This is a genomic window from Pandoraea anhela (genome assembly GCF_902459655.1).
In the GTDB taxonomy this organism is placed as follows: Bacteria; Pseudomonadota; Gammaproteobacteria; order Burkholderiales; family Burkholderiaceae; genus Pandoraea; species Pandoraea anhela.
The window spans coordinates 439,066-463,188 of sequence record NZ_CABPSB010000002.1 but is presented as its reverse complement, the minus strand read 5'-3'; the positions used below and the strand labels follow the sequence as shown (position 1 = coordinate 463,188).

21 protein-coding genes are annotated in these 24,123 nt (G+C 63.8%); 9 read left to right on the top strand and 12 right to left on the bottom strand.

Going from position 1 to position 24,123, the window contains the following annotated elements; all coding sequences use genetic code 11:
* Positions 1-278: 278 nt before the first annotated feature.
* Positions 279-1,622, top strand: coding sequence for an O-acetylhomoserine aminocarboxypropyltransferase/cysteine synthase family protein (locus PAN31108_RS05140; RefSeq protein WP_246183782.1), 1,344 nt, complete (start codon positions 279-281; stop codon positions 1,620-1,622).
* A 329-nt stretch (positions 1,623-1,951) separates the two neighbouring features.
* Positions 1,952-2,803: an undecaprenyl-diphosphate phosphatase gene (locus PAN31108_RS05135; RefSeq protein ID WP_150667780.1), complete on the top strand. Its 852-nt coding sequence runs from the start codon at positions 1,952-1,954 to the stop codon at positions 2,801-2,803.
* 101 nt (positions 2,804-2,904) lie between these two features.
* Here the strand turns inward: PAN31108_RS05135 and PAN31108_RS05130 are convergent, their stop codons facing one another.
* Positions 2,905-3,768, bottom strand: coding sequence for a LysR substrate-binding domain-containing protein (locus PAN31108_RS05130; RefSeq protein WP_150667779.1), 864 nt, complete (start codon positions 3,766-3,768; stop codon positions 2,905-2,907).
* Between the two features lie 148 nt (positions 3,769-3,916).
* Here PAN31108_RS05130 and psrA point away from each other — a divergent pair, with 148 nt between their 5' ends.
* Positions 3,917-5,053 (top strand): iron-containing alcohol dehydrogenase PsrA, encoded by a 1,137-nt coding sequence (gene psrA, locus PAN31108_RS05125; RefSeq protein WP_150667778.1) that lies wholly within the window; start codon positions 3,917-3,919, stop codon positions 5,051-5,053.
* Between the two features lie 79 nt (positions 5,054-5,132).
* Here psrA and PAN31108_RS26975 read toward each other — a convergent pair whose 3' ends face one another.
* Positions 5,133-5,258, bottom strand: coding sequence for a hypothetical protein (locus PAN31108_RS26975; protein ID WP_281350035.1), 126 nt, complete (start codon positions 5,256-5,258; stop codon positions 5,133-5,135).
* A 436-nt stretch (positions 5,259-5,694) separates the two neighbouring features.
* On the opposite strand from PAN31108_RS26975, the gene PAN31108_RS05120 reads away from it, so the two are divergent.
* Together PAN31108_RS05120 and PAN31108_RS05115 are read left to right on the top strand one after the other, a co-directional pair.
* Positions 5,695-6,009: a DUF4148 domain-containing protein gene (locus tag PAN31108_RS05120; RefSeq protein WP_150667777.1), complete on the top strand. Its 315-nt coding sequence runs from the start codon at positions 5,695-5,697 to the stop codon at positions 6,007-6,009.
* A 312-nt stretch (positions 6,010-6,321) separates the two neighbouring features.
* Positions 6,322-7,593, top strand: coding sequence for a hypothetical protein (locus PAN31108_RS05115; protein WP_150667776.1), 1,272 nt, complete (start codon positions 6,322-6,324; stop codon positions 7,591-7,593).
* 53 nt (positions 7,594-7,646) lie between these two features.
* Here the strand turns inward: PAN31108_RS05115 and PAN31108_RS05110 are convergent, their stop codons facing one another.
* The 4 genes from PAN31108_RS05110 to PAN31108_RS05095 all read right to left on the bottom strand — a co-directional run bounded on the left by PAN31108_RS05110 (position 7,647) and on the right by PAN31108_RS05095 (position 12,322).
* Positions 7,647-9,020 (bottom strand): hypothetical protein, encoded by a 1,374-nt coding sequence (locus PAN31108_RS05110; RefSeq protein ID WP_150667775.1) that lies wholly within the window; start codon positions 9,018-9,020, stop codon positions 7,647-7,649.
* Positions 9,021-9,065: 45 nt separating this feature from the next.
* Complete coding sequence (locus tag PAN31108_RS05105) at positions 9,066-9,551, bottom strand: hypothetical protein (RefSeq protein ID WP_150667774.1); 486 nt, start codon at positions 9,549-9,551, stop codon at positions 9,066-9,068.
* Positions 9,552-9,808: 257 nt separating this feature from the next.
* Complete coding sequence (locus PAN31108_RS05100; protein WP_150667773.1) at positions 9,809-10,918, bottom strand: adenosine deaminase family protein; 1,110 nt, start codon at positions 10,916-10,918, stop codon at positions 9,809-9,811.
* A gap of 51 nt (positions 10,919-10,969) precedes the next feature.
* Complete coding sequence (locus PAN31108_RS05095; protein WP_246183781.1) at positions 10,970-12,322, bottom strand: NCS2 family permease; 1,353 nt, start codon at positions 12,320-12,322, stop codon at positions 10,970-10,972.
* Between the two features lie 315 nt (positions 12,323-12,637).
* Between PAN31108_RS05095 and PAN31108_RS05090 the strand changes: the two genes are divergently transcribed.
* Positions 12,638-13,699, top strand: coding sequence for a LysR family transcriptional regulator (locus tag PAN31108_RS05090; protein WP_150667771.1), 1,062 nt, complete (start codon positions 12,638-12,640; stop codon positions 13,697-13,699).
* A 142-nt stretch (positions 13,700-13,841) separates the two neighbouring features.
* Here PAN31108_RS05090 and PAN31108_RS05085 read toward each other — a convergent pair whose 3' ends face one another.
* From PAN31108_RS05085 to PAN31108_RS05075, 3 genes are all read right to left on the bottom strand, one after another.
* A complete protein-coding gene (locus tag PAN31108_RS05085) occupies positions 13,842-14,981 on the bottom strand; it encodes a nucleoside hydrolase (protein WP_150667770.1) in 1,140 nt (379 codons plus the stop codon).
* 100 nt (positions 14,982-15,081) lie between these two features.
* Positions 15,082-16,212, bottom strand: a complete 1,131-nt coding sequence (locus PAN31108_RS05080; protein ID WP_150667769.1) for a porin — start codon at positions 16,210-16,212, stop codon at positions 15,082-15,084.
* Positions 16,213-16,596: 384 nt separating this feature from the next.
* Positions 16,597-17,880 (bottom strand): DUF445 domain-containing protein, encoded by a 1,284-nt coding sequence (locus PAN31108_RS05075; RefSeq protein ID WP_306440132.1) that lies wholly within the window; start codon positions 17,878-17,880, stop codon positions 16,597-16,599.
* 322 nt (positions 17,881-18,202) lie between these two features.
* Here PAN31108_RS05075 and PAN31108_RS05070 point away from each other — a divergent pair, with 322 nt between their 5' ends.
* Positions 18,203-18,877, top strand: coding sequence for a hypothetical protein (locus tag PAN31108_RS05070; protein ID WP_150667768.1), 675 nt, complete (start codon positions 18,203-18,205; stop codon positions 18,875-18,877).
* A gap of 88 nt (positions 18,878-18,965) precedes the next feature.
* On the opposite strand, the gene PAN31108_RS05065 is transcribed toward PAN31108_RS05070, so the two are convergent.
* Positions 18,966-21,146, bottom strand: coding sequence for a malate synthase G (locus PAN31108_RS05065; RefSeq protein ID WP_150667767.1), 2,181 nt, complete (start codon positions 21,144-21,146; stop codon positions 18,966-18,968).
* A 459-nt stretch (positions 21,147-21,605) separates the two neighbouring features.
* On the opposite strand from PAN31108_RS05065, the gene pepE reads away from it, so the two are divergent.
* On the top strand, positions 21,606-22,319 hold the full coding sequence (gene pepE, locus PAN31108_RS05060) for a dipeptidase PepE (protein ID WP_246183780.1): 714 nt from the start codon (positions 21,606-21,608) through the stop codon (positions 22,317-22,319).
* A gap of 318 nt (positions 22,320-22,637) precedes the next feature.
* On the opposite strand, the gene PAN31108_RS05055 is transcribed toward pepE, so the two are convergent.
* Entirely contained in the window at positions 22,638-23,060 is a 423-nt protein-coding gene (locus PAN31108_RS05055) for a hypothetical protein (RefSeq protein ID WP_150667765.1), read from the bottom strand.
* A 152-nt stretch (positions 23,061-23,212) separates the two neighbouring features.
* Here PAN31108_RS05055 and PAN31108_RS05050 point away from each other — a divergent pair, with 152 nt between their 5' ends.
* Positions 23,213-23,569, top strand: coding sequence for a DUF2288 domain-containing protein (locus PAN31108_RS05050; RefSeq protein WP_150667764.1), 357 nt, complete (start codon positions 23,213-23,215; stop codon positions 23,567-23,569).
* A gap of 135 nt (positions 23,570-23,704) precedes the next feature.
* Here PAN31108_RS05050 and PAN31108_RS05045 read toward each other — a convergent pair whose 3' ends face one another.
* Positions 23,705-24,088, bottom strand: coding sequence for a hypothetical protein (locus tag PAN31108_RS05045; RefSeq protein WP_039394469.1), 384 nt, complete (start codon positions 24,086-24,088; stop codon positions 23,705-23,707).
* Between the last annotated feature and the right edge of the window lie 35 nt (positions 24,089-24,123).

Below are 24,123 nucleotides of genomic sequence, written 5' to 3'. Positions count from 1 at the left end.
AAATCTCGGGATTTTCTGTGATTAAGCTGTGGATGAGCGGTGAGTAACTTTTCCGCTGTCAGTCCCAAAGCCCCGTCGTGTCGGCCTCCGTGGCCATCGGTGGCTTTGCCGTGCGAGCTTGTCCGCTGGCCCACGGTCATTGCGCATCGTGCGCTAAGCATCTGCGAATCGAAGATAAGGCGTGTGCAGGCCTGCGTTTAGAATGCCCTCGGAGACCTAATCAAATCGTCAGATCCGTTCCGTCACAGGAACGCAACGTCTATCCGGAGACAGTCGACATGAGCGGCACCCACGATACGCATGATACGAACGGCACGCATAGCGCTACCTCCCCGGGCGCCCAGGTGCCGCAATGGCGTCGCGAGACGCTGGCCGTACACGGCGGCTACCGTCCGGATCCGACGACGCGCGCCGTGGCGGTGCCGATTTATCAGACGGTCGCCTACGCATTCGACGACACACAGCATGGCGCGGATCTGTTCGACCTGAAGGTGCCGGGCAACATCTACACCCGCATCATGAATCCGACGCAGGACGTGCTGGAGCAGCGCGTTGCCGCGCTCGAAGGCGGCGTGGCGGCACTGGCGCTTGCCTCGGGGCAGGCAGCCGTGACTTACGCCATCCAGACGATCGCCGAGGCGGGCGACAACATCGTGGCGGCAAGCACGCTCTATGGCGGCACCTACAACCTGCTCGCGCACACGCTGCCGCTCTCGGGCATCACCACGCGCTTTGCCGATCCGCGCGAGCCGGAATCGTTCGAGCCGCTGATCGACGAGAAGACCAAGGCGATCTTCGCCGAATCGGTCGGCAACCCGTTGGGCAACATCACCGACATCGCAAAGCTCGCGGAGATCGCGCATCGTCACGGCATTCCGCTCATCATCGACAACACCGTGCCCTCGCCCTATCTGCTGCGGCCGTTCGAACACGGCGCGGACATCGTCGTGCATTCGCTCACCAAGTATCTCGGCGGACATGGCACCAGTCTCGGCGGCGCGATCGTCGATTCGGGCAAATTCCCCTGGGCCGAGCACAAGACACGTTTCAAGCGCCTGAACGAACCCGACGTGAGTTATCACGGTGTCGTCTACACCGAAGCGTTCGGGCCTGCGGCCTACATCGGTCGCGCGCGCGTAGTGCCGCTGCGCAATACCGGCGCCGCCATCTCGCCGTTCAACGCGTTCCAGATTCTTCAGGGCATCGAGACGCTCGCGCTGCGCCTCGACCGCATTACCGAGAATGCCCTGAAGATCGCGCAATTCCTGAAGACGCATCCGAAGGTGGAGTGGGTGAACTACGCCGGTTTGCCGGAGCATCCCGATCACGCGCTCGTGGAGAAATACCTGTCGGGACGCGGGCCGGGCATCCTGACCTTCGGCGTGAAGGGGGGACGCGCGGCCGGCGCAGCGTTTCAGGACGCGCTGCAACTCTTCACGCGTCTGGTCAACATCGGCGACGCCAAGTCGCTCGCCACGCACCCGGCGTCAACCACGCACCGTCAGCTCTCGCCGGACGAACTGCGCAAGGCCGGTGTGAGCGAGGAGACGGTGCGTCTGTCCATCGGCATCGAACACATCGACGACCTGCTCGCGGATCTCGATCAGGCGCTGCGCAAGTGAGTCAGCCGACGGATCGTGCGGCGGGCGCCTCCATCGATACGGCCGCCGCACGCCGCCACGCCGAAGCGCAGTGAGACGCTGCGTCAGCCCGTCGGCCGGTGAACTGCCCGGGGTCTGTTTCGACTGGGGAAACACGGCGCCGGGCCTGCCATGCCGGCGCAGGCCCCGAATGACCGGGCCAATCCTCAACCTCATTTCCTGCCAAGTCTGTCGGCGTATCATGCGCGGCATTCGGTCGTGGGCAGGCGACCGGTGCCGCCGTCATATGAGCGTCACACCATCGTCACAATGACGGCGTAATGTCCTTGCCCATTTTTCAAGGATTGCGCATGGACTATCTGCAAGTGCTCGTACTCGCCATCGTTCAAGGCGTGGCGGAACTGCTCCCGGTGTCGAGTTCGGCCCACGTCATCATGGCCGAGAAACTCATGGGTCTCGACCCGTCCACGCCCGCCATGACGTTGTTGCTCGTCATGCTGCACACCGGCACGATGCTCGCCGTCATCGTCTACTTCTGGAAGTCGTGGCGCGAGCGCTACTTTTCGTGGAAGCACGATTTCATCCATAACGCGAAGCAGGTGATCATTGCGACGGCGTTCACCGGTGTGATCGGTCTGGCGCTGATGGTCTTCATCGAGAAGGTGCTGATGCGCGGCGCCGAGCATGCCGAAATCGAGCACCTGTTCGGCAATCTCTATATCATCTCGGCCGGCCTCGCGATGGCGGGCGTGCTGATTCTGATTTCGGGGAGCAAGCGGCCGCCGATGGGCGATCGCCCGATCCGCGGCGCGGATTCCGCATGGATCGGCGCGGTGCAGGGTATCTGCCTGCCCTTCCGTGGTTTTTCGCGCTCGGGCTCGACCATCTCGACGGGCATGCTGCGCGGGCTCGACAAGTTGCGCGTGGAAGAATTCAGTTTCGCGCTGGCCGTCGTGCTCACGCCGCCGGTGATCGCCAAGGAGGCGTACCGCCTGTACAAATCGGGCGGCGCACAGACACTCTCGAGCCACTTCACGGCAGTCCTCACGCCGAGCCTCGTCGGCATGGTGTTCAGCTTCCTTGCCGGGCTCGTGGCGCTGCGCTGGCTGTCGCGCTGGCTCGAACACGGCCGGTGGTACCTGTTCGGCATCTATTGCCTCGTGGCGTCCGCCCTGGTGCTTGCCGCCAGCCAGTACCTGTAAGCCGAGGGCTTCGGAGGGCGACCGTCATGGCCGCCCCGCTCAGGTCGCATTGCCGCGCGGCATGTCTGGCGGAGTGCCTGGCGCGAAGGCGCGGGCCCGCGTTACGCCAATTCCGCAACGACATCCATGAATGCCGCGATGGCGCGTGACTCGCGTCGCTGCGCGAGGCAGACTACGACGGTCGTGGTTTCCACGCGCGCGTCGCCGATCGCAACGGTGGCGAGCCGCGCATCGGGCGTGTGCTCACGCGCCGAAACTGCCGCTATCCCCAAGCCCAGGATTACCGCTTCGCGAATCGCCTCGCGGCTGCCGATCTCTATCGCCACCGTGGGCGACACGCCTGCGTCCTGCATCGCCGTCTCCAGCGCGTGACGCGTGGTCGAGCCCGGCTCGCGCATGAGCATGGGTTCGCCATCCAGCGCCGCGAGCCTCACGCTGCGATGTCGCGCGAACCGGTGCGTGCGCGGCACGAGCAACACCACCGGATGCGTGCGATACGGCACCGCATGCAGACGCACGTCGTCGTGATACCGCGCCAGTACGGCGACGTCGGTGCGATACGCCAGCAAGCCCTCGATCATCTCCTCCGAATTGCCCGGCCGCATGGAGATGCGAATGCCGGGATAGCGCGGCTGGAAGGCCGCGACGATCTCCATCGCGTGATGCGGGCCGACCGCGCCCAGCCGCAATTCTCCCGTGCGAAGGCCGCCGTGTTCCTTGAGCAGGCCGAGCGCCTCGGCTTCGTCCGAGAAGATGCGCAGACTCACCGCGTAAAGCGCTTTTCCCGTTGGCGTGAGCGTCAGCCCGCGCCCGTGCCGGTAGAACAATTCAACGCCGTAGCTGTCTTCGAGCGCACGGATCTGCGTCGTCATCGTGGGCTGACTCACGTGCAACGCCTGCGCAGCGCGCGTGACGCTGCCGTGACGCGCGACGGCATGAAACGAACGCAACTGCGTGATCCGCATGGTGACGCTCCCATCACGAGGTATAGGTTTTGCCAATAGATTGGCGAAAAAATGTGAATTGGAAGTATAGAGCGACGCTCACCATAATCCAGCGCAATCTTCGTCACTCGATCGCAGCGTCTTGGCACGCGGCGGCAATCGTCTCACCATGACTGCACGTTCACGTTTCCATAATCCGGTCGACGTCCGCTTCGGTGTCGGAAGCCTCGCCGATTTGCCCGCGGTCGTCGGCAATCGTCGTACAGTGCTCGTCACCATGCCTGAGGCGCGTGCGCTCGGCATGACCGGGCAAATCGAAGCCATGCTCGGGCCGCGTCTTGCCGGGGTGATCGATCAGGTGAGTCCGAATCCGGACGTGCGCGAACTTGCACCGATCTATGGCGATTTCTGGCGGCGTTACGGGGAGTGTGAGGTGATCGTGGCGCTCGGCGGTGGCAGTGCGCTCGATACCGCCAAGCTGTTGATGGTCGCGGGCGACGAGAACGAGTTCGCCACGCTGGTCGATGCGCTCGATGCGTCTGATCCGGGCGGTGCCTTCAAGCCGACGCGCACCAAGCGGCTCATCGCCATTCCCACGACGGCAGGCACCGGCAGCGAAGTCACGCCCTGGGCCACGCTGTGGGACCGTCACGGCAAGCGCAGGAAATACTCGCTGCATCTGCCCGAGACGTGGCCGGAGGTGGCCATCGTCGATCCTTGCCTCACGCGCTCGTTGTCGCGCGCCGTCACGTTGCAAAGCGGTCTCGACGCGCTCTCGCATGCGTTCGAAGCGATCTGGAACGTCAATGCCAACCCCGTCTCCGATACGTTCGCCGTGACCGCCGCGCGCGAGATGATGCGCGTGTTGCCGAAACTCATGGCGTCGCCGGACGACATGGTGTTGCGCACACAAGCCGCGCTCGCCGCGCTTCAGGCAGGCATGGCGTTTTCGAACACGAAGACGGCTCTCGCCCACGCGATGTCGTACGACATGACGATTCGACACGGCTTGCCGCACGGCATTGCGTGCTCGTTCACGTTGCCTGCGGTGATGCGTCTGGCCATCGGCAAACGGGCCGACCGCGACGCCGTGCTGGCGCAAATCTTCGGTGGCGATATCGACGGTGCGCCCGACGCGCTCACGGCGTTCCTGAACGATCTGGGCGTGGCGACCGAGTTCTCCGCTTACGGCGTGAGCGAACCGGAGTCCGCGCAGATGATTGCCGCCGCGCTGGACGGTCCGCGCGGGCGCAATTTCATCGGTGCTATGGACGCGATCGACATTTTGGGGGATGAGATCCCTTGATACGGGACTACGGCCGGCCGGCGGAAGACCTCTGGCCGGCCTTTTTTATGCCCGACGAATCAATGACGTCCGGCGACGCTCAGCGGGATTTCACCCGCACGAGCGCTTCCTGTGCACGGCGCGAACGTGCGGCACGGCTGCGCAGATAGGACGCGGTGAGCAACGAGGCGCTCGCCAACAAAAGGAAAGAACCGAGGACAGCCATGGTAATGCTCCTGTGACTTACGACCGGCATCGTCCGCGGTGCGGCGCACCCTGCGAGCCACGATGTCGGCTGACTTCATCATGTTGTCACTCTACTGCTGACGCACTTCGCGATAAACCCCATCCGGTTAAACAGGCTGTTGCGCACGGCGCCATTGCTCGCCGAAACCCTCGCCAACCCCCCCGAATGTGACTCATATACCCACTTCAACGGCATTAAGTGTTTGATTTTCAATAGTTTTTACGAATCGGACGATCGGTTGCATTTCGTAGACGTTCAGTTGCGAAAAAACCACGGGTTTTCCCTAAGATTCAGTCATGCCAACGCGACGGACACCGCAACGCAGCAAAACGAAGTGCCCCCCGGCCTCGACGCTGATGATGCCCCGAACGCTAGCTGAATCCGAAGTTTTCAATCAATTGACAGGAGTCTCACCATGAACACCCGTATCCTTGCCGCCGTTGTCGCCGCCGCTTCGTTTGTCTCGGCTTCCGCTTTCGCCGACGCCCGTTATAACGACAACACCCCCGACCTCCAGGTCGCGACGCAAAGCCAGGTCAGCCGCGCCGAAGTACGTGCCGAGCTGGCGCAGGCAGCCGCCAGCGGCCAACTGAATCAGACCGAAACCGGCGCACCGCTGGTCACGGCAGCGCAAGCCCAGACGGTCCCGGCAGTCGCCCCGGCGACCCGCGCCGAAGTGCGCGCTCAACTGAGCGAGCGCAACGTGTTCGCCCAGGACAGCCGTTCGTAATCGGCACGCTTCACAGAACCTCCCCGGTAGTACAGCAGTACCGCAGCACCGCAGCACCCCGCATCGTCCCCCGGCGATGCGAAGCCGCCGACCTGAAAGGGCCGGCGGCTTTTTTATGGGCGTATCGCCAGGGTCCGGCGACGAATGCGACGAATGCGACGAATGCGACGGGGCGCGACAGCCGCGCTGTGAAATACAGAAGCGTCGCCGACGGCGGGTTCGTAGAATTCCCCGCCTTCGATCGCACGCCCGGCACCATGGGCGGTATCGCATGCCGTCCGACCCACTCTCCTCCTTCGGCCCTCCCCCCAAATGCCTCGTATCTTCTCGCCCGCGTCATTGCCACATGACGTTCGCTGTCGCTCCCTCACTGATTCCCGCCGCATTTCGCACAGCGGCAGTGGCACCGGCCATGCCGTCGCGCTCGCGTTGCGCGGTGCACGCCCCCTTACGCTGCATGACGAACGGGCACTGGAGACCGCGATTGCGCGGCGCGACACACGCGCCGCGCCCGCACCGGCGCGGTACTACTGCCTGTCGCCGTCCGAAGTGTCCCGAATCGCGCGTCGGCCCATCGATCCGCCGCCGCCCAAGCGTTATCTCGGCTTCGATCGCGTGGCACAGTCGCTGCGGCATATCGCCATCGCGGTGAACATGACGATGCGCGCGCGCTTGCAGGTCGACCCGCTGGAAGTTCAGGTCAGTGTCTTTGGCGGACGTTTGCATATCGCGTCGAATTTTCATGCGGATCGCATTCGCGAAGCGCTGCACCTCGCCCTGACGGACGACGCGCTCATGAAAGGCGCGCCGCGACGTCCCGCGCCGGGCGACGAGCGCAACTGGCACGCGATGGTGATGTCCCGCCGTGTGCGCGATATCGCCAAGCTCCGGCATCACTACGTGCACGGCTACGGCTTCGAGCGTATTCGCACGGCAGCGCGCGCGGAAGTGGCGAGGGGAATCGGATTGCCGCAGGACGGCGTGTCCTGCGCGCACAGCGCGCTTCGTCAGCTCGACGATGCGTTCGACACGTTGCGCCGGGTGCTGCAAGATGCCGCCGGCGCCTCCCCGACATTCGACGACCTGGTCGTGCACACGCCAATGCGCGACACACCGAAGCTCACGCCGTTGCCGCCCGGGGTCACGGAGACAATGCACGCCGAACAGTGCATCGAGTCGGCTATCGCGCAGAACGCCGACGTCTGGCATCGCGAAGCCGTGGCGCGATTGCTGCTCTCGCCTGACGCGCTGATCGTCGTGCCGATGGCGGGCCGTTTCGTGCCGTGCGCCGCATGTGCCGAAGTGGAAGCCGAGAGTCGTACGCACGGCGGCTTGTTCGATCCGGCCAACGAACGATTCGTGCTTCATCGCAGCAGCCGGCGTATCGGCATGGCATTCGCGAACGAGGTTCAGCACATTGCACAATCCACCCTGGCCGAAGCGCCTGCCGAGGCGGCGAGGCGCGCGCAAACGATTGCAGACCGGTTCGTGCACGCGCCGCAATCGCTGCGGGCGTACGGGAAACCGGTCGTGCTGGATTATTCGCTGGACACCGAGAGCGAAAGCTCGGGCAATGAGGCTTGAGCGCGCCTGCGCGTCGACGACGGTTGCCCGAACGGTGGTGTAGACGGGGCGGGTTAGTCGCCGTGGTCCGAAGGGGCGATGCGACGTGCGTCGTCCTTGAGTCGCGCGAGCATGGCCGCCCCGAGCGGGGTGTCGTTCAGATCGGCATAGGACGCACGCTCGCGGTAATGCAGCATTTCGCTCCCGTCGGTCACGCCGATCGATGCGGACATTATCTCGTGATACGAATGGTGATTCTTGGGCGGCATCAGGTTCGCCATCATCACCATGCGGGCTTCGGCGAGCGACGGCCAATCGGACACGTTGCCTGAGTAAGCCGCCATCTCCCGGCACTGCGCGTAGTGATTCAGATATCGCAGGGTATGCCCGCTCGGCCCCGAGATGACCGGCTTGTCGTGAACGATGGCGCCGAGCGCGAATTTCGCGATCTGCGGATCGTTGCGATCGGAAGTCCTGACCATGTTCGAGCGGTCGCCAGTGCGGTGCTGGCGCACCTGCGAGCCGATCGGGTTCAGATCACGGCCGTTCGCTTCGTCACCGGTGTACTCCGCCGTGCTCCATGTAATGTCGAGCAGATCGTGCAGCAACCGTGGGCGCTCTTCCGGGGTGCACTGGAACATGTACGCGACGGCGTCGCCGGTTGCGGCGAACCCGATGTCACGATAGACGCGCGCGACACCGGCGCGTTCGACGAGCGTGGCGAACGTGGTCTCGCCGCCGACGTGGTTGCGAACGCTGTCCCATCGCGTTTGCATAACGTGCCGGATACGGTTCGGCAGTTGTTTGGGCGATTTGATCTCGGCGATCGGCACGTCGAACTCGCGCAGGTTCCACGGATGCATGGGATTGTCGGGGTGCGGCGCCGCGTTGAACATGTTGCGGCGGCGCTTGGGGTTCGGCGCACCGGGGTCGTCGTAGTGCGGCGCTTCGGCCTTGATCAGCGTGGCCAGAACGTGCGCGTCCAGCGTGTTCTCGGATCTGAGGCATTCGTCGGCGCCGCCGATCCCCACGCGCTCGGCCAGAATCTTGGCTTGCGCGGGGCCGTCGAAATCCTCGAAACGCATGGGCGTGCCGGTCAGCTCACGAATACGTCGCGCGAGATCCCGAATTTTCGGTTCGTCGCACAATGCCTGGCCCAGCTTGCGCTCGAACTCCACGCGTGCGGCGGCCTTGGGATAGTACGGCTCGCAATCGAACAGATTCCGGCCGACCTCGACGTTTCGATAACCCTCGAATGTCGCACTGTCGGGCAACGACTCCAGCGAATCGGTACGGGCTCGCAGACCGGCGTGCAGGCGCAGCGCCGGGATGGGATGCTCGGGCGCCATCTGTACGTGCCGCTCCAGCGTTCGGTTGTCGAATTCGCTTGCCACGCTCGCCCGGCTCAGAAAGCGGGCGCCCAATGCCAGTTCCAGCAGATTGTCCACGGAACGGACGCGCGAAATGTCAGACTGCACTCTCAACATAGTGATTCAGTGAACCTCGTTTCTCAAAAACTCGATCAATGTGATGTATTCGGAAAAACAGACATTGATCCGGTGCTCCGAGGTTTCAGGCGATTCTCCATATTCGATATCCGTTAATCCAAACAACAAAAACCCCTCCCGCTCCTGAATGAAGAGCACGGGGGGCGGCTTATCTCCTGAAAAGCAATTTTTGATTATCAAGTGAATCAGATCGGGCTGATTCAGCATCGACGGGGGGACGTCGATACGGAAGTAAAGGTCGAACGAGTCAAGCGTGCCGTTGGATCGGAAGTAGACCGCATCGCCATTCTCCAGCGTGATGCCTGCGCCTGGAGACGCTTGTGATTGCAGGCGCGGCAGTCCGAAGCGGCGCCCCATGACGTCAAGAAAATCGTTCAGGCGACGTTGCGACATGCCCCCGTCGAATGCATGCGCGGTCGATTCGTCGACGTGATTCGTTGCGTCAAACGGCGTGCGGAAACTTCGATGCATGTGGCGCTTGTCCGGTCGTGGTGATAAGAGCGGCGCATGTTATCCGGTCGCCGTTACCTCGAATAGACAGGGTTCGGGTTTTGGGGCCAATCATGTGAATTGCTGCCGATATTTCCCGGCTGTGGCATTCGCGCAATTCGTATTGGAATCTTCTATTTCCTGCGAATGCGGAATGCTCTGACGATGGCGAAAAAAAAGCCGCCCGAAGGCGGCTGAAGGTCGGGTGAGACCAAGGAAAAGCTCCGTTGCGGCGGTTGTCAGACCGCCAGCGATTCGGTGAGCACGTTGCGTGCCGTGTCGAAGTCCGCCGCGAAACTGCGGCGCCAGTCGTGTCGCGTACCCTCGTCGATCCATGCGCCGTCGAGGCCGTTGTGCATGAAGCCGCGCAGGTCGTCGAGCGAGAACCCGAAGTGGCTGTACATCAACTCCCATGCCTGCGCCGGATTGACCTTGTGCAGCGTCGGGTCGTCGGTATTCGGATGCACCTTCAGGCCGAGACCCGGCATGCGGCGGATCGGATGATCTTCGGCCCAGCGCTCCGGCGTCAGCGTGCGCAGGTAATACGAATTCGTCGGCACGATCGTGAACACGATGCCGCGCTCCGCGCATTCGCGCGCAAGTTCGGGCGAGTCGACAATGGTATAGCCATGATCGATACGATCGCACTTGAGCAGCTCGACGGCGGTCTCGACGTTCGTCCAGGGCATCCCGAATTCGCCTGCGTGCGCCGTCGTCCTGAATCCGGCCAGACGCGCATTGCGATACGCCTTCCAGAAAAGCTCCGGCGGACGATCGTTCTCGCGATAGTCGATGCCGATGCCGATCACTTCGTCGGCGCGATGTGCCGCCATCCATTCGACCATTTCGACGGCTTCGCGCGGATCGGCTTCGCGGTCGATGCTCGGAATCAGACGGCCGACGATGCCGTGGTCGCGTTCGGCGTCGCGAATGGCGGCGACGATGCTGTCCTGCGCGCTCGCGTACGGGATGCCGGACGTGCGCACGGTCCCCGTCGGGTTCCAGAAAAATTCGCTGTAACGCACGTTGTGCGCGGCGGCGTCGGCCAGATATTCGTAGGCGATGCGGTGCAAATCATCCGGCGACGTGAGCAAATGCGCATCGAGCGCGCGCAACACCCGCAGCACGCCGATGGGCTTTTCGCCACGGGTGTAGAAGGCGTCGATCTCGGCGCGTTCGAGCGGTGCGTTCGACTTCTGCGCGAGCGCCACGAACGTGTCGTGACGCACCGCGCCCAGCAAATGGCAATGCAATTCGACTTTCGGCATCGCGCGGAAGAACGTGCGATGCGCCTCCTGAATCTGCACGCCCGTGCGTGCGGCGGGAACGAAGCCCGGTGTCTCTGTCATAACGTCTGATGTTGTTGATGGCGTCGGTAAAGCGAGGTGCCGGCAGGTCGGTCAGTGACGCCCCACGACCGTCCAGAAGTAGTACGCCAGCGGCAGGGCCAGCACGTACAGGCCCCACGGCAATTCCTTGAAGCGGCCCATCAGCGCCTTGACCAGCACGTAACACAGCAGACCGCCGGCGATGCCGGTGCCGAAGCTGTTCGAGAGCAGCGTGAGCAGCACCATCGCCAGCACGGGGAAGGCGTCGCTGAAATCGTCGAACGGCACATGGCGGATCGTGCTGAACATCGACAGACCGATCAGGATCAGCGCCGGGGCCGTAGCTTCCTTCGGAATGGCGAGCGCCACCGGCACGAAGAAGCACACCAGGGCGAACATCACGGCCGCCGCCACCGACGTCAGGCCGGTGCGGCCACCCGCTTCCACGCCCGCCGCCGACTCGACCAGCGCGGTGAGGGCCGGAATGCCCAGCAGCGCACCGCCGGTCGCGGCTATGGAATCGACGAGGAACGGACGGTTGATGTTCTCCATGTTGCCGTGCTCGTCGAGCAGGCCGGCCTTGCCGCCCACAGCGAGCGTCGTGCCGAGCGTGGAGAAAAATTCCGCCGCGAAGAACGCGAACAGATACGGCAACGCGGAAATCGTCAGCGCGCTCTTCAGGTCGAGCTGGAACGCCACGGGGGCGATGCTGTGCGGCAACGAGACGAACGACTCGGGCACCTTCGTCACGCCGAGCGGTACCCCGGCGAGTGCGGCGATCAGGATCGACCAGAGGATCGCACCCGGCACTTTGCGGCCTTGCAGCAGCACCGCCGCGCCCAGACCGATCAGGGCGACGATCGTGCCCGGCTTGCTGAAGTCGCCCAGCGCGAAGGCGTTCGTCTTGGCGTTGGCGACGACCATGCCGGCGTTGCGCACGCCGAGCACGGCGATGAACAGGCCGATGGAGGCGCCCAGACCGAGCTTGATGGCTGTCGGAATCAGGCGCGCTACCACACTGCGTGCGCCGATCACGGTCAGCAGCAGGAACAGCACGCCCGAGAGGAACGCGATGGCGATGCCCGTCTGCCAGGCCACGTGTTCGGTCGCGGCGAGCGTCACACCCACGATGACCGAGCCGCCGATACCGGGGCCGACGACGAACGGCAAGTTCGCGTAGAAACCCATGAGCAGCGAGAACAGCACGAACACCAGCATGACTGCGGTGGTGGCCGCGCCGCGATCCATGCCGCCGGTGGCGAGCAGCGACGGGATGACGACCATCAGATAGGCGGCGGCAAGGAACGTCGTGATGCCGGCGAGCACTTCGGTGCGAACGCTGGAACCGCGACGGCCGATGGCGAAGCGGCGCTCCAGCCAGCCGGCGGGGGCCGTGGAGGACGCTGCCTGTGTCGGGGTTGTCACGGGTGTCGCGTGTGCCGTATTGCGCTCAGGAGATGAGGTCTGCATAAGCCAAGGATAGAAGGTCTTTGCGTGGCACTTTACGTGCGTGCGACTATAAATAAAAAATGAAATTACTTATGATTCGATAATTCGAATCTATTCTTCGCGGCGTGCCTGGATTCCTGGCCCCTGCCGGTCTCCGTCAGCGTCGCAAGCGTGTTGTCTTGCCGTCACATGCCTCGCAAAGTGCGAGGCGTGCACAAGTGCATGATTGCGGTGTACAGCAGTGGCAGGCAGGCAACGACACCACCCGAGACGCAACTTCAGGAGCGCGCCATGGCGACTTCGTCCCGTCGTACCGAGAACACTAAGGCCAGGGCCGACGCGACGGCTGCCGCCAACACGGCAGCGGTCCCCGTTCCAGTTCCCGTCCCGGTGCCAGTCCCCGGTGCGCTCCCGGCGGCACCCACGCCACACGTGCCGCCGCTGCCCGCACTGACGCTGCGTCAGGTGCAGTACTTCGTGGCGCTGGCGCACTCGCGCAGCTTCACGCAGGCGGCGCAGGCGCTCTCGGTCACGCAACCCGCGCTTACCGCAGCGATCCGTCAAATCGAGTTCCTGCTCGGCGGGCGGCTGTTCGAGCGCTCCGCGCATCGTCTGACGCTGACGGAGGCCGGCACGACCATCCTGCCGCTGGCGGAGCGTCTGCTCAACGCCGCACGCGGCACATTCGACGACATGACGAGCACCTTCGCGCTGCAAGCGCAGACGGTGCGCATCGGCTTCATCCCTTCGGTCGCCGCACGGCTGCTGCCGGTGCTCGGCAGCTTGCGCGAGGCGTATCCGAACGTGCGGTTCGCACTCTCCGATTTGCCCAATAGCGAACTGGTCGCGGCCCTCGCCCGAGGCGAAATCGACCTCGGCGTCGGGATTCGCGACGAGGCGGACGAGGCCGGTCACGTGGCCAATACCGAAGGCTTTCGTTGTGACGATCTGTTCGACGACGAGATCGTGCTCGTTGCCCGCCGAGACGATCCGCTCGCCTCGGCGGCGTCCGTCAACTGGTCACAGCTCACCGAGCGGGATCTCGCCGTGTTCGTGCGCGGCAATGTCAGCGATTCGCTCCAGCGCACCGGAGGTTCGCAAAATCTGCGGCTCGAACCGAAGTACCGCATGGAGTACACCGAACCGCTCTATGCGCTGGTGCGCAGCGGCCTCGCGCTGGCGATCCTGCCCAAGCTCTATACCCTGCATTTGCACGATCCGGTGCTCGTCGCGCTCGACGTCGTCGCCCCGCGCGTGACCCGCACGGTGGCATTGATGTCGCTCGTGGGCAAGGAGCGTGGTCCGCAAGTGAGTGCTTGCCGCGACTGGATCGCGGAACATCTCGCGACATGACGCGCCCTGTGCCACACGATCCCGTGCGCCGGCGACGGCAGTCATCGGCGACGCGAAGGCTTGCGCGTCTTACCCCGCATGCAAAACGCGGCGGCCGGCAACGGTCACCGCGTTTTGCCTCGTCAAACGTCGTTCTGCGTGATTACGGCAGGCGCGCGATGCGTTCGAGCAGCGCGTCGTAGAAACGGTCGGCGTCGATGTCGGTGAGCCACATCGCGTTTGCCGGACGCTTCGTGCGGCCGTTCCAGTCCACCACCGTTTCGCCCAGCGTGAGCTGGCCCGTCGTCTCGACGGTCACGTTCACACGACGGCCGCCGTACATCGTCGGGTCGAGCAGATAGCCGATGGTGCACGGGTCGTACATCGGCGCTTCTTCCACACCACGGCGACGCTTCTGATACGCGACTTCTGCCGCGAGGATGTCCGCGACGATCGGACCGCAGCGATTTTTCAGCGCACGGAACGGCACGATGCGCGCCGGCGTGATAAGCGCCTTCAGGCTCACGTCGCGCGGCACCACGGTGACGGGCACGCCTGCGCCGAGCACGATGCTGGCGGCTTCCGGGTCCACGAAGATGTTGAACTCGGCGGCCGGCGTGTAATTGCCTCGCTCGAACCAGGCGCCGCCCATCAGCACGATCTCGCGGATGGCCTTGGCGCCTTCGGGAGCGGCCGTCAGCGCCGTCGCGATGTTGGTGAGCGGGCCGATGCCCACGAGCGTCACGCTACCGGGTGCTGCGGCGCGCAGGGTGTCGATGAGGTACGTCACGGCGTGCGGCTTTTCCAGCGGGCCGCGCGGCTCGTGCAGTTCCACACCATCCAGGCCCGAGCGGCCCATCACGTTCGCCGCCGTCACCAGTTCGCGCATGAGCGGCTTGGGGCAGCCGGCGTACACGGGCAGCGAGCGGGTCTTGTCGGCCCAGTCGCGCACGATCCGGGCGTTGCGCTCGGTCAGGCTCAGCGGCACGTTGCCGCCGACGACGGTGAGCGCCTTGAGGTCGATCTGCTCGCGTGCGCCGAGCGCGAAGAGAATGGCGATGGCGTCGTCCTGACCCGGGTCGCAATCGATGATCACGGTGCGACGCGTTGCGTCGTCCGCCGTGAGCGCCGACGCGCCCTCGGTCGACGTCATCCTGGCGAAAGCGGCGCCGGCGCCGGTCGTGCCGAGCGTGGCGAGCGAGGCAGCCAGCGACGTGCGCAGGAAACTGCGACGGCTGTGGTGGCGGGTCTCGCCGTCGTCGGTCGTGGCGGCGAAGTCGGGTGTGGGGTTCGGTTCGTTCATTGTCGTGATGTCGTCGAACTTGTGAAGGCTGTCGACCGACGCATCGATCGACGCTCGTGATGTCGCAGGCGCGCGGCCTGCGACATCACGTCTGCCGCTGTCAGAACGTGTGGCGCATGCCGAGCGTTACGGCCATCTGACGCTTGGTGCTCGATGCGGCGTAGCCGAAAAGCTGGGCGTATTTTGCGTCGCCGGCGGCTTGCTGGGCGTTCAGCGTGAGCGCAACGTCCGTGCGCTTGGACAACCAGTAGTCGGCTTGCAGGTTGACCTGATGCCATTGCGGACGCGTGTTGATCACATCGTACTTGCCTGCGGTGAAGCCGTACGCGGCGCCCAGCACGAGCGCCGGCGTGAGGTTGTAGTTCAGCGTCAGGTTGTAGTTCTGGAGGTGCAGGTGCGAGTTGTCGAGGTACGTGTAGTGCACGTCCGAGAACATCGCGCCGATGAGGGCCGGGCCCCAGCGATAGAAGCCGCCCGTGGCGAAGATGCGTTGCTGGCTGGCGAAGACGTTCGCACGCGTCGCGCTCTTCGAGAAAATCAGCAGCGGGCTGGCGTAGTCGTTGGCGATGGCGCCGTCGTTGTTGGTGCCGCTGAACGGGTGGTTGTATTGCGCGTACGCCGCGTTCCAGTCGAAGTTGCCGTACTTGTAGCCGAGGCCGAAGCTGTACGCGTTGTTGTTGCGGAACCCGGTGGCCGAGTTCGAGAAGCCGTATTGCGCCGTGCCGTGGAAGCCGCCGACAGTCGGGCTGACCCACTTCACCGAGTTCTGCATACGGATGTCGTTGTATCCGTTGTCGTTATCGCCGATGTTCACACCATTGCTCGAAATGATGATCGGGCCGACGTAATCGTGAACGGTGTCGTACTGACGACCGAGCGTGAACGTTCCCCAGGTCTTGTCCGACAGGCCGACGAACGACTGACGGCCGAAGGCGCGGCCGTTCTGCGAGCCCGTGCCGTTCATGAGGTTGAAGCCGGCTTCGAGCGTGAAGATGGCCTTGGTGCCGTTACCGAGGTCTTCCGAACCACGGAAGCCCCAGCGCGGATTCTGATTGGTGCCCGAGAGTGCCTGCCAGGTCTTGTTGCCGCCCTGATTACTCACGTAACCCACGCCGCCCGAAATCAGGCCGTAAATGGTGACGTTGCTTTGTGCGTGCGCGGCGGTGGCGCCGAGTCCCATTGCTGCGGCAAAGCCGGCAAAGCCCAGACGGGCCAGAATCGTGGTCTTCATGAGGTGTGGCTTTCTCTAAGGTCTGTCCGCGCGCTTGCGAGAGTTGGCGCGGTTCGGACGGAACTATAGGGAAGGGGGTTGTATAAATATAATTTTGATTTTTTATATATCGATAAGTTGAATCGATATAAGCGCGCGGGCCGCGTGGGTGCTGGGAAGCCCGGGAGAATGCCTCAAACGGGGGTGGGGTCGAGGGCGTTGCGCCGGGCAGACAGTGGGCTGCCGGTCGCTCAAAAAAGTCGCCGGCGGTCACGCGGCAACGTTTGAAACGCCGGTGAAATCCTTCAGCAGGTCCGTCGTTCTCGACGCTGGGGCCGTGCGCACCGTCGAAGAGGAAGAGATTCTGGCCCATGACGGCGCCTTTCACGTCGTCCGCACGACCGGCTAAGCGCGGCCCAACAGCACCGGCGCCTGCGCCACCAGATACAGCGCGGCGCCGATCAGGCCACCCACGAGCGTGCCGTTGATGCGGATGTATTGCAGGTCCTGTCCCACGCTCAGACGAATTTGCCGCGACAAATGCTCGGCGTTCCAGCCATGCACCGTCGCGCGGATATGTTCCGTCACGAAGTCGGCGAAGCCAGGGGCCATGCGCTCGGCCGCATCTCGGAGTTGCGCGTCGAGCGCCTTTCGTAACGACTCGCTGCGTGCGAGTTCCTGCCCGATCCACGCCGCCGCGCCCGTGATCTTCGCGCCGATCACCGAGTCGTCGCGTGCCAGATCCCGCTTCACCCAACTGCGCCATTCGTTCCACAGGCCGCCCACATAGGCGTTCAGCGCGGTGTCGCCTTTCAACTGCGTCTTGAAGCCGTCGAGCTTCGCCTGAAATTCGGCATCGTGCTTCAGTCGCTCGATCAGCCCCGCCACCGCGCGATCGAAGGCCTGACGCAACTGATGCGACTCGTCCGCCTCCATCTGCGCGAGCAGGCGCGTGACTGCCGCCGAGATCATGTCGGAGCCCTTGTTGCCGATCCATTCCGAGGGCAACACCTTTTCCTTCTTCGGATGATCGGCCTTGAGCCATTCGACGATGCGCGCTGAGATGAACTCGCGCGTCTGCGGCTCGTTGAGCAACTCGACGAGATAGTCGAGCGTCTCGTCGAGCAGGGCCTGATGACGTCCATCGCGCGTGAGCATGTCGAGAATCGCTGCGGCCGACTGCGACAGATCAAGCCGGTCGATCATCGTGTCGAGTGCGCGGCGAATGAAGGCCTGCACGTTGCGCTCGTCCATCACGTCGAGCACACCGCTCGTGACCTTCACGAGCACGGCGCTCAACTGACGCGTGTTCTCGTACGACCCGAGCCAGCGCGTGAGGGCGTCCGCCGGATTCTGCTGTTCGATGAGACGCACCACCGACGGCGTATCGAGAAACTTCTCGCGCACGAAGCGGGCGAGACCGTCGCCGAGCGCGTCTTTCTTGCGGATGAGGATGTTCGTGTGCCGCGAGAGGCCGGGGATCGGAATGCGCCGGAACAGCGCTTCGACGGCGAACCAGTCCGCGAGCCCGCCGACCATGGCCGCTTCGGCCGCCGCGCGAATCCATCCGGTGACGAAATGCACCGGCATGAAGAGCGTGGCGATGAAGATCGCCAGCGCGACGAGAAGCAACGAGAGTGCGCGCCGTTCGGCGCGTTGCAGGGCGATGGCGGGATCGATGGCATCCATGCGCAGCCGGCTCCTCACAAAAACGAAGACGCCTGACAGGTTACCCCGTCAGGCGAGCGGTGATAAGTCCCGACGAGACGCGTTCGGCTCGCCGACCATCGATCGCCGATCGCTTTCGTCCCCAGGCGTTGGGCGAATACGGGCACGGCGCGGAGCCATTATTGAAAGGCCTTGCAATGCGTACGCGCTCACACTGGGCTCGCGCGATGACCGTGATCGCTTTTGTCCAACGCCTTCGCGCACCGGGCGGTCTCGTCAACTGACACCTGTCGTGTCGGGCTGCCTTCTGGATGACCTTCGTAACACTTGAAAGGAGTCGCCTATGGATCCCATCGGTCAACAAACGGTATCGCCGCCTTTGACGTTGTCGGCACCGGCGCCAGCGGGTCGGAAAACCGACGCTGATTACGAACGCGAATTCATTCGCATGCTCTGCGGTACGCATCTCATTGTGGTTCAGGGCTTTCACTGGAGCTCGTACGCAGATACCCAAGGATTGAAGCAGTCGATGCGACGGGAGTTGGAGGCGCAGCGCGATAGCCAGCATGGGCAGCAGATCGTCGTTGTCAGCCGGGGGACCACCGAGAATATCGGCGTGGTCTACGACATCGCCAGAGATCTCGGGATGAGCACGGGATGTATCGTTGCGGAAGACGATGAGTTCAACTCACCGTGTCATCACACCTTTGTGGTCGATACGAGGGACGGCGAATGGAGCCGCGACAAATACGCACGCAAGCTGGTCATGCCGCAGTCGGGCAAAAACCTCTTTCTCTACGCACTGGAGATCGCCAATCGCCCCGGTGGCTGCGGAGGCAGCCTGTTGTGTTTCGGTGCGGACTCGGGGGTCTCCCTTCTGGCGGGCGACGTCAAGAATGCCGGGTATGAGGTCAAAATCTTCAAAGATCACCCGCCGGCGGACGCCGACGAACGCAGATTCTACGAGCGCACGGTCGATACCATGCGGCAGCGGGGGTTCGAGGTGATTGACGGCTGATAAAAAACGCCCGGCGGTGGAGAGCCGCCGGGCGCCGTGTTCCATGCGCCGATCCTGCCGTGTTGCATGGCGGGATCGGCTTCGTCCATCAACCGCGTTGCTGCGCCTTCAGTTCCAGGCGGTACTTATGCAGCAGCGGTTCGGTGTAGCCATTCGGTTGCGTCAGCCCTTCGAACACCAGTGCGCTTGCGGCCTTGAACGCCAGCGAACTGTCGAAGTTCGGGGCCATCGGCACATAGTGCTTGTCACCGGCATTCTGCTTGTCGACCACCGCCGCCATGCGCTTCATCGTCTCTTCGACCTGCTCTCGCGTGATGACGCCGTGACGCAACCAGTTCGCCAGATGCTGGCTCGAAATGCGCAGCGTCGCGCGGTCTTCCATCAGGCCGATGTCGTGGATGTCCGGCACCTTCGAGCAGCCCACGCCCTGATCGATCCAGCGCACGACGTAACCCAGAATGCCCTGCGCGTTGTTCTCGATTTCCTTGCGGATCTCCTCGGCGCTCCATTCGGCCTTAGCGACGACCGGCACCGTCAGCAGACCGGTGAGCAGTGCGTCGCGCTCCTTCGCGTAGTCGATCTTTTCGAGTTCCTGCTGCACCGCCTGCACATCGACGATGTGATAGTGCAACGCGTGCAGCGTGGCGGCGGTCGGCGACGGCACCCACGCCGTGTTCGCACCGGCCTTCGGATGCGCAATCTTCTGTTCCAGCATGGCGTGCATCAGGTCCGGCATGGCCCACATGCCCTTGCCGATCTGCGCGCGCCCGCGCAGGCCTGCGGCCAGACCCACGAGCACGTTGCTCTTTTCGTAGGCGGTGATCCACGCGGAGGACTTCATGTCGCCCTTGCGCATCATCGGGCCGGCTTCCATCGCGGTGTGCATCTCGTCGCCCGTGCGGTCGAGGAAGCCCGTGTTGATGAACGCCACGCGCGCAGCGGCGGCTGCGATACAGGCCGAGAGGTTGACGCTGGTGCGACGCTCCTCGTCCATGATGCCCATCTTGAGCGTGTTGCGCGGCAGGTCGTACAGGGCTTCGATGCGACCGAACAGTTCGTCGGCGAAGGCCACTTCGGCCGGACCGTGCATCTTCGGCTTGACGATATAGATCGAACCGGTGCGCGAGTTCAGCCGATGCTTGCGGTCGTGCAGCGAGGCGAGCACGGTGACCACGCCGTCGAGAATGCCTTCCGGAATTTCGCGGCCTTCGCGATCGGTGATGGCGGGGTTCGTCATCAGGTGGCCGACATTGCGGATGAACAGCAGCGAGCGGCCGTGCAGTTTCAAGGGCTTGCCGTCGGCGCCGGTGTATTCGCGGTCGGCATTCAGGCGGCGCGTGAAGGTCTTGCCGCCCTTGGACACGTCTTCCGTCAGCGTGCCCTGCATCAGCCCCAGCCAGTTGCGATACAGCTCGACCTTGTCGCTGGCGTCCACGGCGGCGACCGAGTCTTCGCAGTCGATGATGGTCGTGACGGCGGCTTCGACGAGCACGTCCTTGATATGGGCGGCGTCGGTCTTGCCGATCGGATGATTCGCGTCGAACTGGATTTCGAAATGCAGGCCGTTGTGCTTGAGCAGTACGGCCGTGGGCGCGGCGGCGTCGCCCTGGAAGCCGACGAACAGGGCCGGCGTGGCAAGGCCCGTCTCGCCGTTTGCGGTCGCCACGACAAGCTTGCCGCTCTCGACGCGGTACCCCGTGGCGTCCTTATGCGAGCCCACGGCCAGCGGTGCGGCCTGATCGAGGAAGCCGCGCGCGAAGGCGATCACGAGTTCGCCGCGCTTCGGGTTGTAGCCGGTGCCCTTCTCGGCGCCGCCGGTCTCGGGGATGGCATCGGTGCCGTACAGGGCGTCGTACAGGCTGCCCCAGCGCGCGTTGGCGGCGTTCAGGGCGTAGCGGGCGTTCGACAGGGGCACGACCAGCTGCGGGCCGGCCTGCTCGGCGATTTCGTCATCGACGTTCGCCGTGGTGGCTTGCACGCTCGCCGGTGCGGGCAGCAGGTAGCCGATCTTTTCGAGGAAGGCGCGGTAGGCGGCGGCGTCGGCGATCGGGCCGGGGTTGGCGCGGTGCCAGTGGTCGAGTTCGCCTTGCAGACGGTCGCGCTCGGCGAGCAGTGCACGGTTCTTCGGGGCGAGGTCATGGACGATGGCGTCGAAGCCTTTCCAGAACGCGTCGACATCGACACCGGTGCCCGGCAGGGCTTCCTTTTCGATGAACGCGATCAGATTGTCTGCGACCGTCAGGCCGCCACGCTGGGAAGTGGAAGTCATGATGCTGTACTCGAGTTTGAAAACCAGGTTGACGCGACTCCGTCCATCTTCCCGCCGACATGCCCGACGCATTTCGCGTCGGACCGATCGTCAGGTCGTCAGGTCGTCAGGAGAACGGACGTTAAGGGGCAGTCTTATATAAGAGTCTGAGTGTAATCCTTCTCCGGTCACTCGGAAACCCGGTATTTCGCGTGCCGGCGCCCCCGCAGCTTATAGGTGGCATAAGGGTTTGCGTATGACATCGACGCCGCGAGGCTTTGCGCCCGGTCGCCGAATTTTCGTGTGCAGTTGCAGCATTCGGTATGGCGTTTCACTTTATGAGAAATGCGGCGGATGAACGGCGGAAGTGCGGGGACGGCGATGGCTGCGGGATGTTGTCCGTTCGAGCGCCGGGTACACTCGATGTTTTCGCCGAGTGCGCACAACCCCCAAGACCATCCGCCCAAGGAGGCAAACGTCGTGAAACAGATCTTGATGATGAGCAGTTCCCGCAAGGGGCAGTCGGCGTATCTGGAACATGCCGAGGATCAGGTGAATGCCGTGCTCAAGGGCCGCGCGAAGCGAGTGCTGTTCGTGCCGTATGCGGGCGGCATCACGTTTAGCTTCGACGAATACGAGTCGCGCGTGAAGCCGTCTTTCGAGCGTTTCGGCTACGAGCTGGCGTCGATCCATCGATACCGGGACGCACGGGCGGCCATCGAACAGGCGGAAGCGGTCGTGGTTGGCGGCGGGAATACGTTCGTGCTGCTCGATCGCATGTACAACGCGGGCATCGTGGGATTGCTGCGTGAGCGCGTGAATGCGGGCATGCCTTACGTTGGGTGGAGTGCGGGGGCGAACGTCGTGTGTCCGACCATCCGCACGACCAACGACATGCCGATCGTCGAGCCACCGACGCTCAAGGCGCTGGGTGCGGTGCCGTTCCAGGTGAACCCGCACTTCATCAGCGGCAAGCCGGCGGGGCACAACGGGGAATCGCGCGAGGAGCGACTGGCCGAGTATCTGGCGATCAATCCGGACGAGAGCGTGGTCGCGATTCCGGAGGGGGTGGCGTTACACGTGCACGGCGACAGCGCAACGGTGCTCGGCGAGTTCGACGCGCTGCATTTCAGGCAAGGCGGCGCCGTCGACAAGATTGCGACGGGCAGCACGTTCGCGTTGGCGTCGATCTGATTTGTTGTGGCGCGTCGCGGTACCCGACGGCTGGCAATGGGGAACGCCGGGCGCGGCGTGCATCGCCATCGGACTCATTGTCTCGGTCTGGCGACCCACGGAAAATCGAACGAAGCATCGAACGAAGAATGCAACGAAAAATCCAACGAAAACCGCCACCCGGACGTGAGTCTCGGGTGGCGGTTTTGGGACTGGCGTCGACGGCGTGAGGCGCAGCAATCAGGCCATTTGCTCGCTCTGCCGCCTGGTGTCGTTTGGTGTCGTTTGGTGTCGTTTGGTGTCGCTTGGCGCCTCGCGGCTGCCGGTGACGTCGCGCGATCAGGCGTCGTCGTCGAGCCAGGGCACTTCGACATCGGTCAGGAAGGCGACCATCGCAAGCGGACGCGCTTCATGGCGGCCCATCTTGCCGTCTGCGCGGTGCCACACGACCCGGAACGTCTCGGGATGCTTGTCCGCGATCAGTTGCACGGTGCGCAACTCCTCTTCTTCCGCGTCTTCGATGGGGCCGTCGAACGACAGCACGAGCGCCTGCGGCCACACGCCGTCTTCCGGATCGTAGACCTTGTCGCCGTTCGGCACGTCTACCACCGCCTCGACGCCGATCGTCGCCGACGCCGCCACGATCATCTCGCCAAGCGCACGCAGCAGCGCCGTCGCACGGGCGGAGTTGATCTGACGCATGGCAAGATCGCCACGCGTCAGGGCTTGTTCCAGTTTGGGGTCGGTTTTTTGTTTGGACATGCGGTTCCTCGGTAAAACGTTAGCCACCTCGCGGCGACCGTGCCATGCCACTGCGACATCGGCCCACCCGCGGGGTTCCGATGCTACCACCGTCGTGCTCGCCGGGGGCGCATTACAATGCGGGTTTTTGTTTCGTCCCGAAGCCCGCCGTCATGGATTCTTCCAAACCCACCGATTCCGCCCCGACCGCCAACGCAGATAAGGCCGCGCAGGCCAGCGACGTCTATCTGCGCCTGCTAGGCGAAACCGCCAAAATCGACTGGAAGGATCTGGAATCGTTCTTTGCACGCGGGGTCCTGCTGTTCGTCTCGCCCGGCGTCGACCTCGTGTCGGTTGCCGAGGCCGTCGCCAACGACGACAAGGCGACCGTTACGCAATGGCTGACGTCCGGCATGGTGCAACGCATGCAAGCCGGGCAAGCCGCCGATTTCGCCGCACGCGCACCGGAGTTATGGGCCGTCGTCGTCGCGCCGTGGGTGCTCGTGCAGGAGCGCGGTATCGCCGCGTGAAACCGATGCGATACGCGCGTTCGGTTCCGATTTTTTTCGAAATTTCGTCTGACGCTTCGCATGGTGATTCGCACGGTGATTCGCGAGGTATGCCGAGCGTAACTTCGCGTGTTACTGCGTCGGCGACGCCGTGAATTATTCGGTAATTCCCGCTTCGACGAGGCGTCGCGTGCAGTCTTCGAGCAAGTCCTGCGCCACGACCGACGCGTAGGCATAGTCCGCGTCGAGCGATTCCGTCATTTCATGTGCGGTATAAAGGCCGGCCTCGCGTGAGAGCGTGCCGGCCAGCTCGCGCGCGAAGTCGTCGCTCAGCGACGACAGCAAACGCCGCTCGTCGAGGGGCAGTTGCAGCTTCGAGCGAGACAGCCACATCTGCGCGAGGGTCGCTCCCTGCTTGTCCGTCATCCATTGCCCATGCTCGTAGAACGCCGACAGGCGCTCGGCCGTCAGCGCGAACAACAGCGCGCGGCGAGTATTGAAATTCAGACGAATCGGTTGATTAGGTGTGGCTTCCGGCATGACGGCACCCGCAATTAGCGGACAAAAAATGGGGG

Excerpts from the sequence above, each read along its gene's own strand:
- PAN31108_RS05135 (WP_150667780.1), top strand. The coding sequence starts at position 1,952 with ATGGACTATCTGCAAGTGCTCGTACTCGCCATCGTTCAAGGCGTGGCG.
- PAN31108_RS05070 (WP_150667768.1), top strand. The coding sequence starts at position 18,203 with ATGGATCCCATCGGTCAACAAACGGTATCGCCGCCTTTGACGTTGTCG.
- PAN31108_RS05105 (WP_150667774.1), bottom strand. The coding sequence starts at position 9,551 with ATGCATCGAAGTTTCCGCACGCCGTTTGACGCAACGAATCACGTCGAC.
- PAN31108_RS05100 (WP_150667773.1), bottom strand. The coding sequence starts at position 10,918 with ATGACAGAGACACCGGGCTTCGTTCCCGCCGCACGCACGGGCGTGCAG.
- PAN31108_RS05045 (WP_039394469.1), bottom strand. The coding sequence starts at position 24,088 with ATGCCGGAAGCCACACCTAATCAACCGATTCGTCTGAATTTCAATACT.
- psrA (WP_150667778.1), top strand. The coding sequence starts at position 3,917 with ATGACTGCACGTTCACGTTTCCATAATCCGGTCGACGTCCGCTTCGGT.
- PAN31108_RS05130 (WP_150667779.1), bottom strand. The coding sequence starts at position 3,768 with ATGCGGATCACGCAGTTGCGTTCGTTTCATGCCGTCGCGCGTCACGGC.
- PAN31108_RS05090 (WP_150667771.1), top strand. The coding sequence starts at position 12,638 with ATGGCGACTTCGTCCCGTCGTACCGAGAACACTAAGGCCAGGGCCGAC.
- PAN31108_RS26975 (WP_281350035.1), bottom strand. The coding sequence starts at position 5,258 with ATGGCTGTCCTCGGTTCTTTCCTTTTGTTGGCGAGCGCCTCGTTGCTC.
- PAN31108_RS05050 (WP_150667764.1), top strand. The coding sequence starts at position 23,213 with ATGGATTCTTCCAAACCCACCGATTCCGCCCCGACCGCCAACGCAGAT.
- PAN31108_RS05120 (WP_150667777.1), top strand. The coding sequence starts at position 5,695 with ATGAACACCCGTATCCTTGCCGCCGTTGTCGCCGCCGCTTCGTTTGTC.
- PAN31108_RS05055 (WP_150667765.1), bottom strand. The coding sequence starts at position 23,060 with ATGTCCAAACAAAAAACCGACCCCAAACTGGAACAAGCCCTGACGCGT.
- PAN31108_RS05085 (WP_150667770.1), bottom strand. The coding sequence starts at position 14,981 with ATGAACGAACCGAACCCCACACCCGACTTCGCCGCCACGACCGACGAC.
- PAN31108_RS05115 (WP_150667776.1), top strand. The coding sequence starts at position 6,322 with ATGCCTCGTATCTTCTCGCCCGCGTCATTGCCACATGACGTTCGCTGT.
- PAN31108_RS05080 (WP_150667769.1), bottom strand. The coding sequence starts at position 16,212 with ATGAAGACCACGATTCTGGCCCGTCTGGGCTTTGCCGGCTTTGCCGCA.
- PAN31108_RS05065 (WP_150667767.1), bottom strand. The coding sequence starts at position 21,146 with ATGACTTCCACTTCCCAGCGTGGCGGCCTGACGGTCGCAGACAATCTG.
- PAN31108_RS05140 (WP_246183782.1), top strand. The coding sequence starts at position 279 with ATGAGCGGCACCCACGATACGCATGATACGAACGGCACGCATAGCGCT.
- PAN31108_RS05075 (WP_306440132.1), bottom strand. The coding sequence starts at position 17,880 with ATGGATGCCATCGATCCCGCCATCGCCCTGCAACGCGCCGAACGGCGC.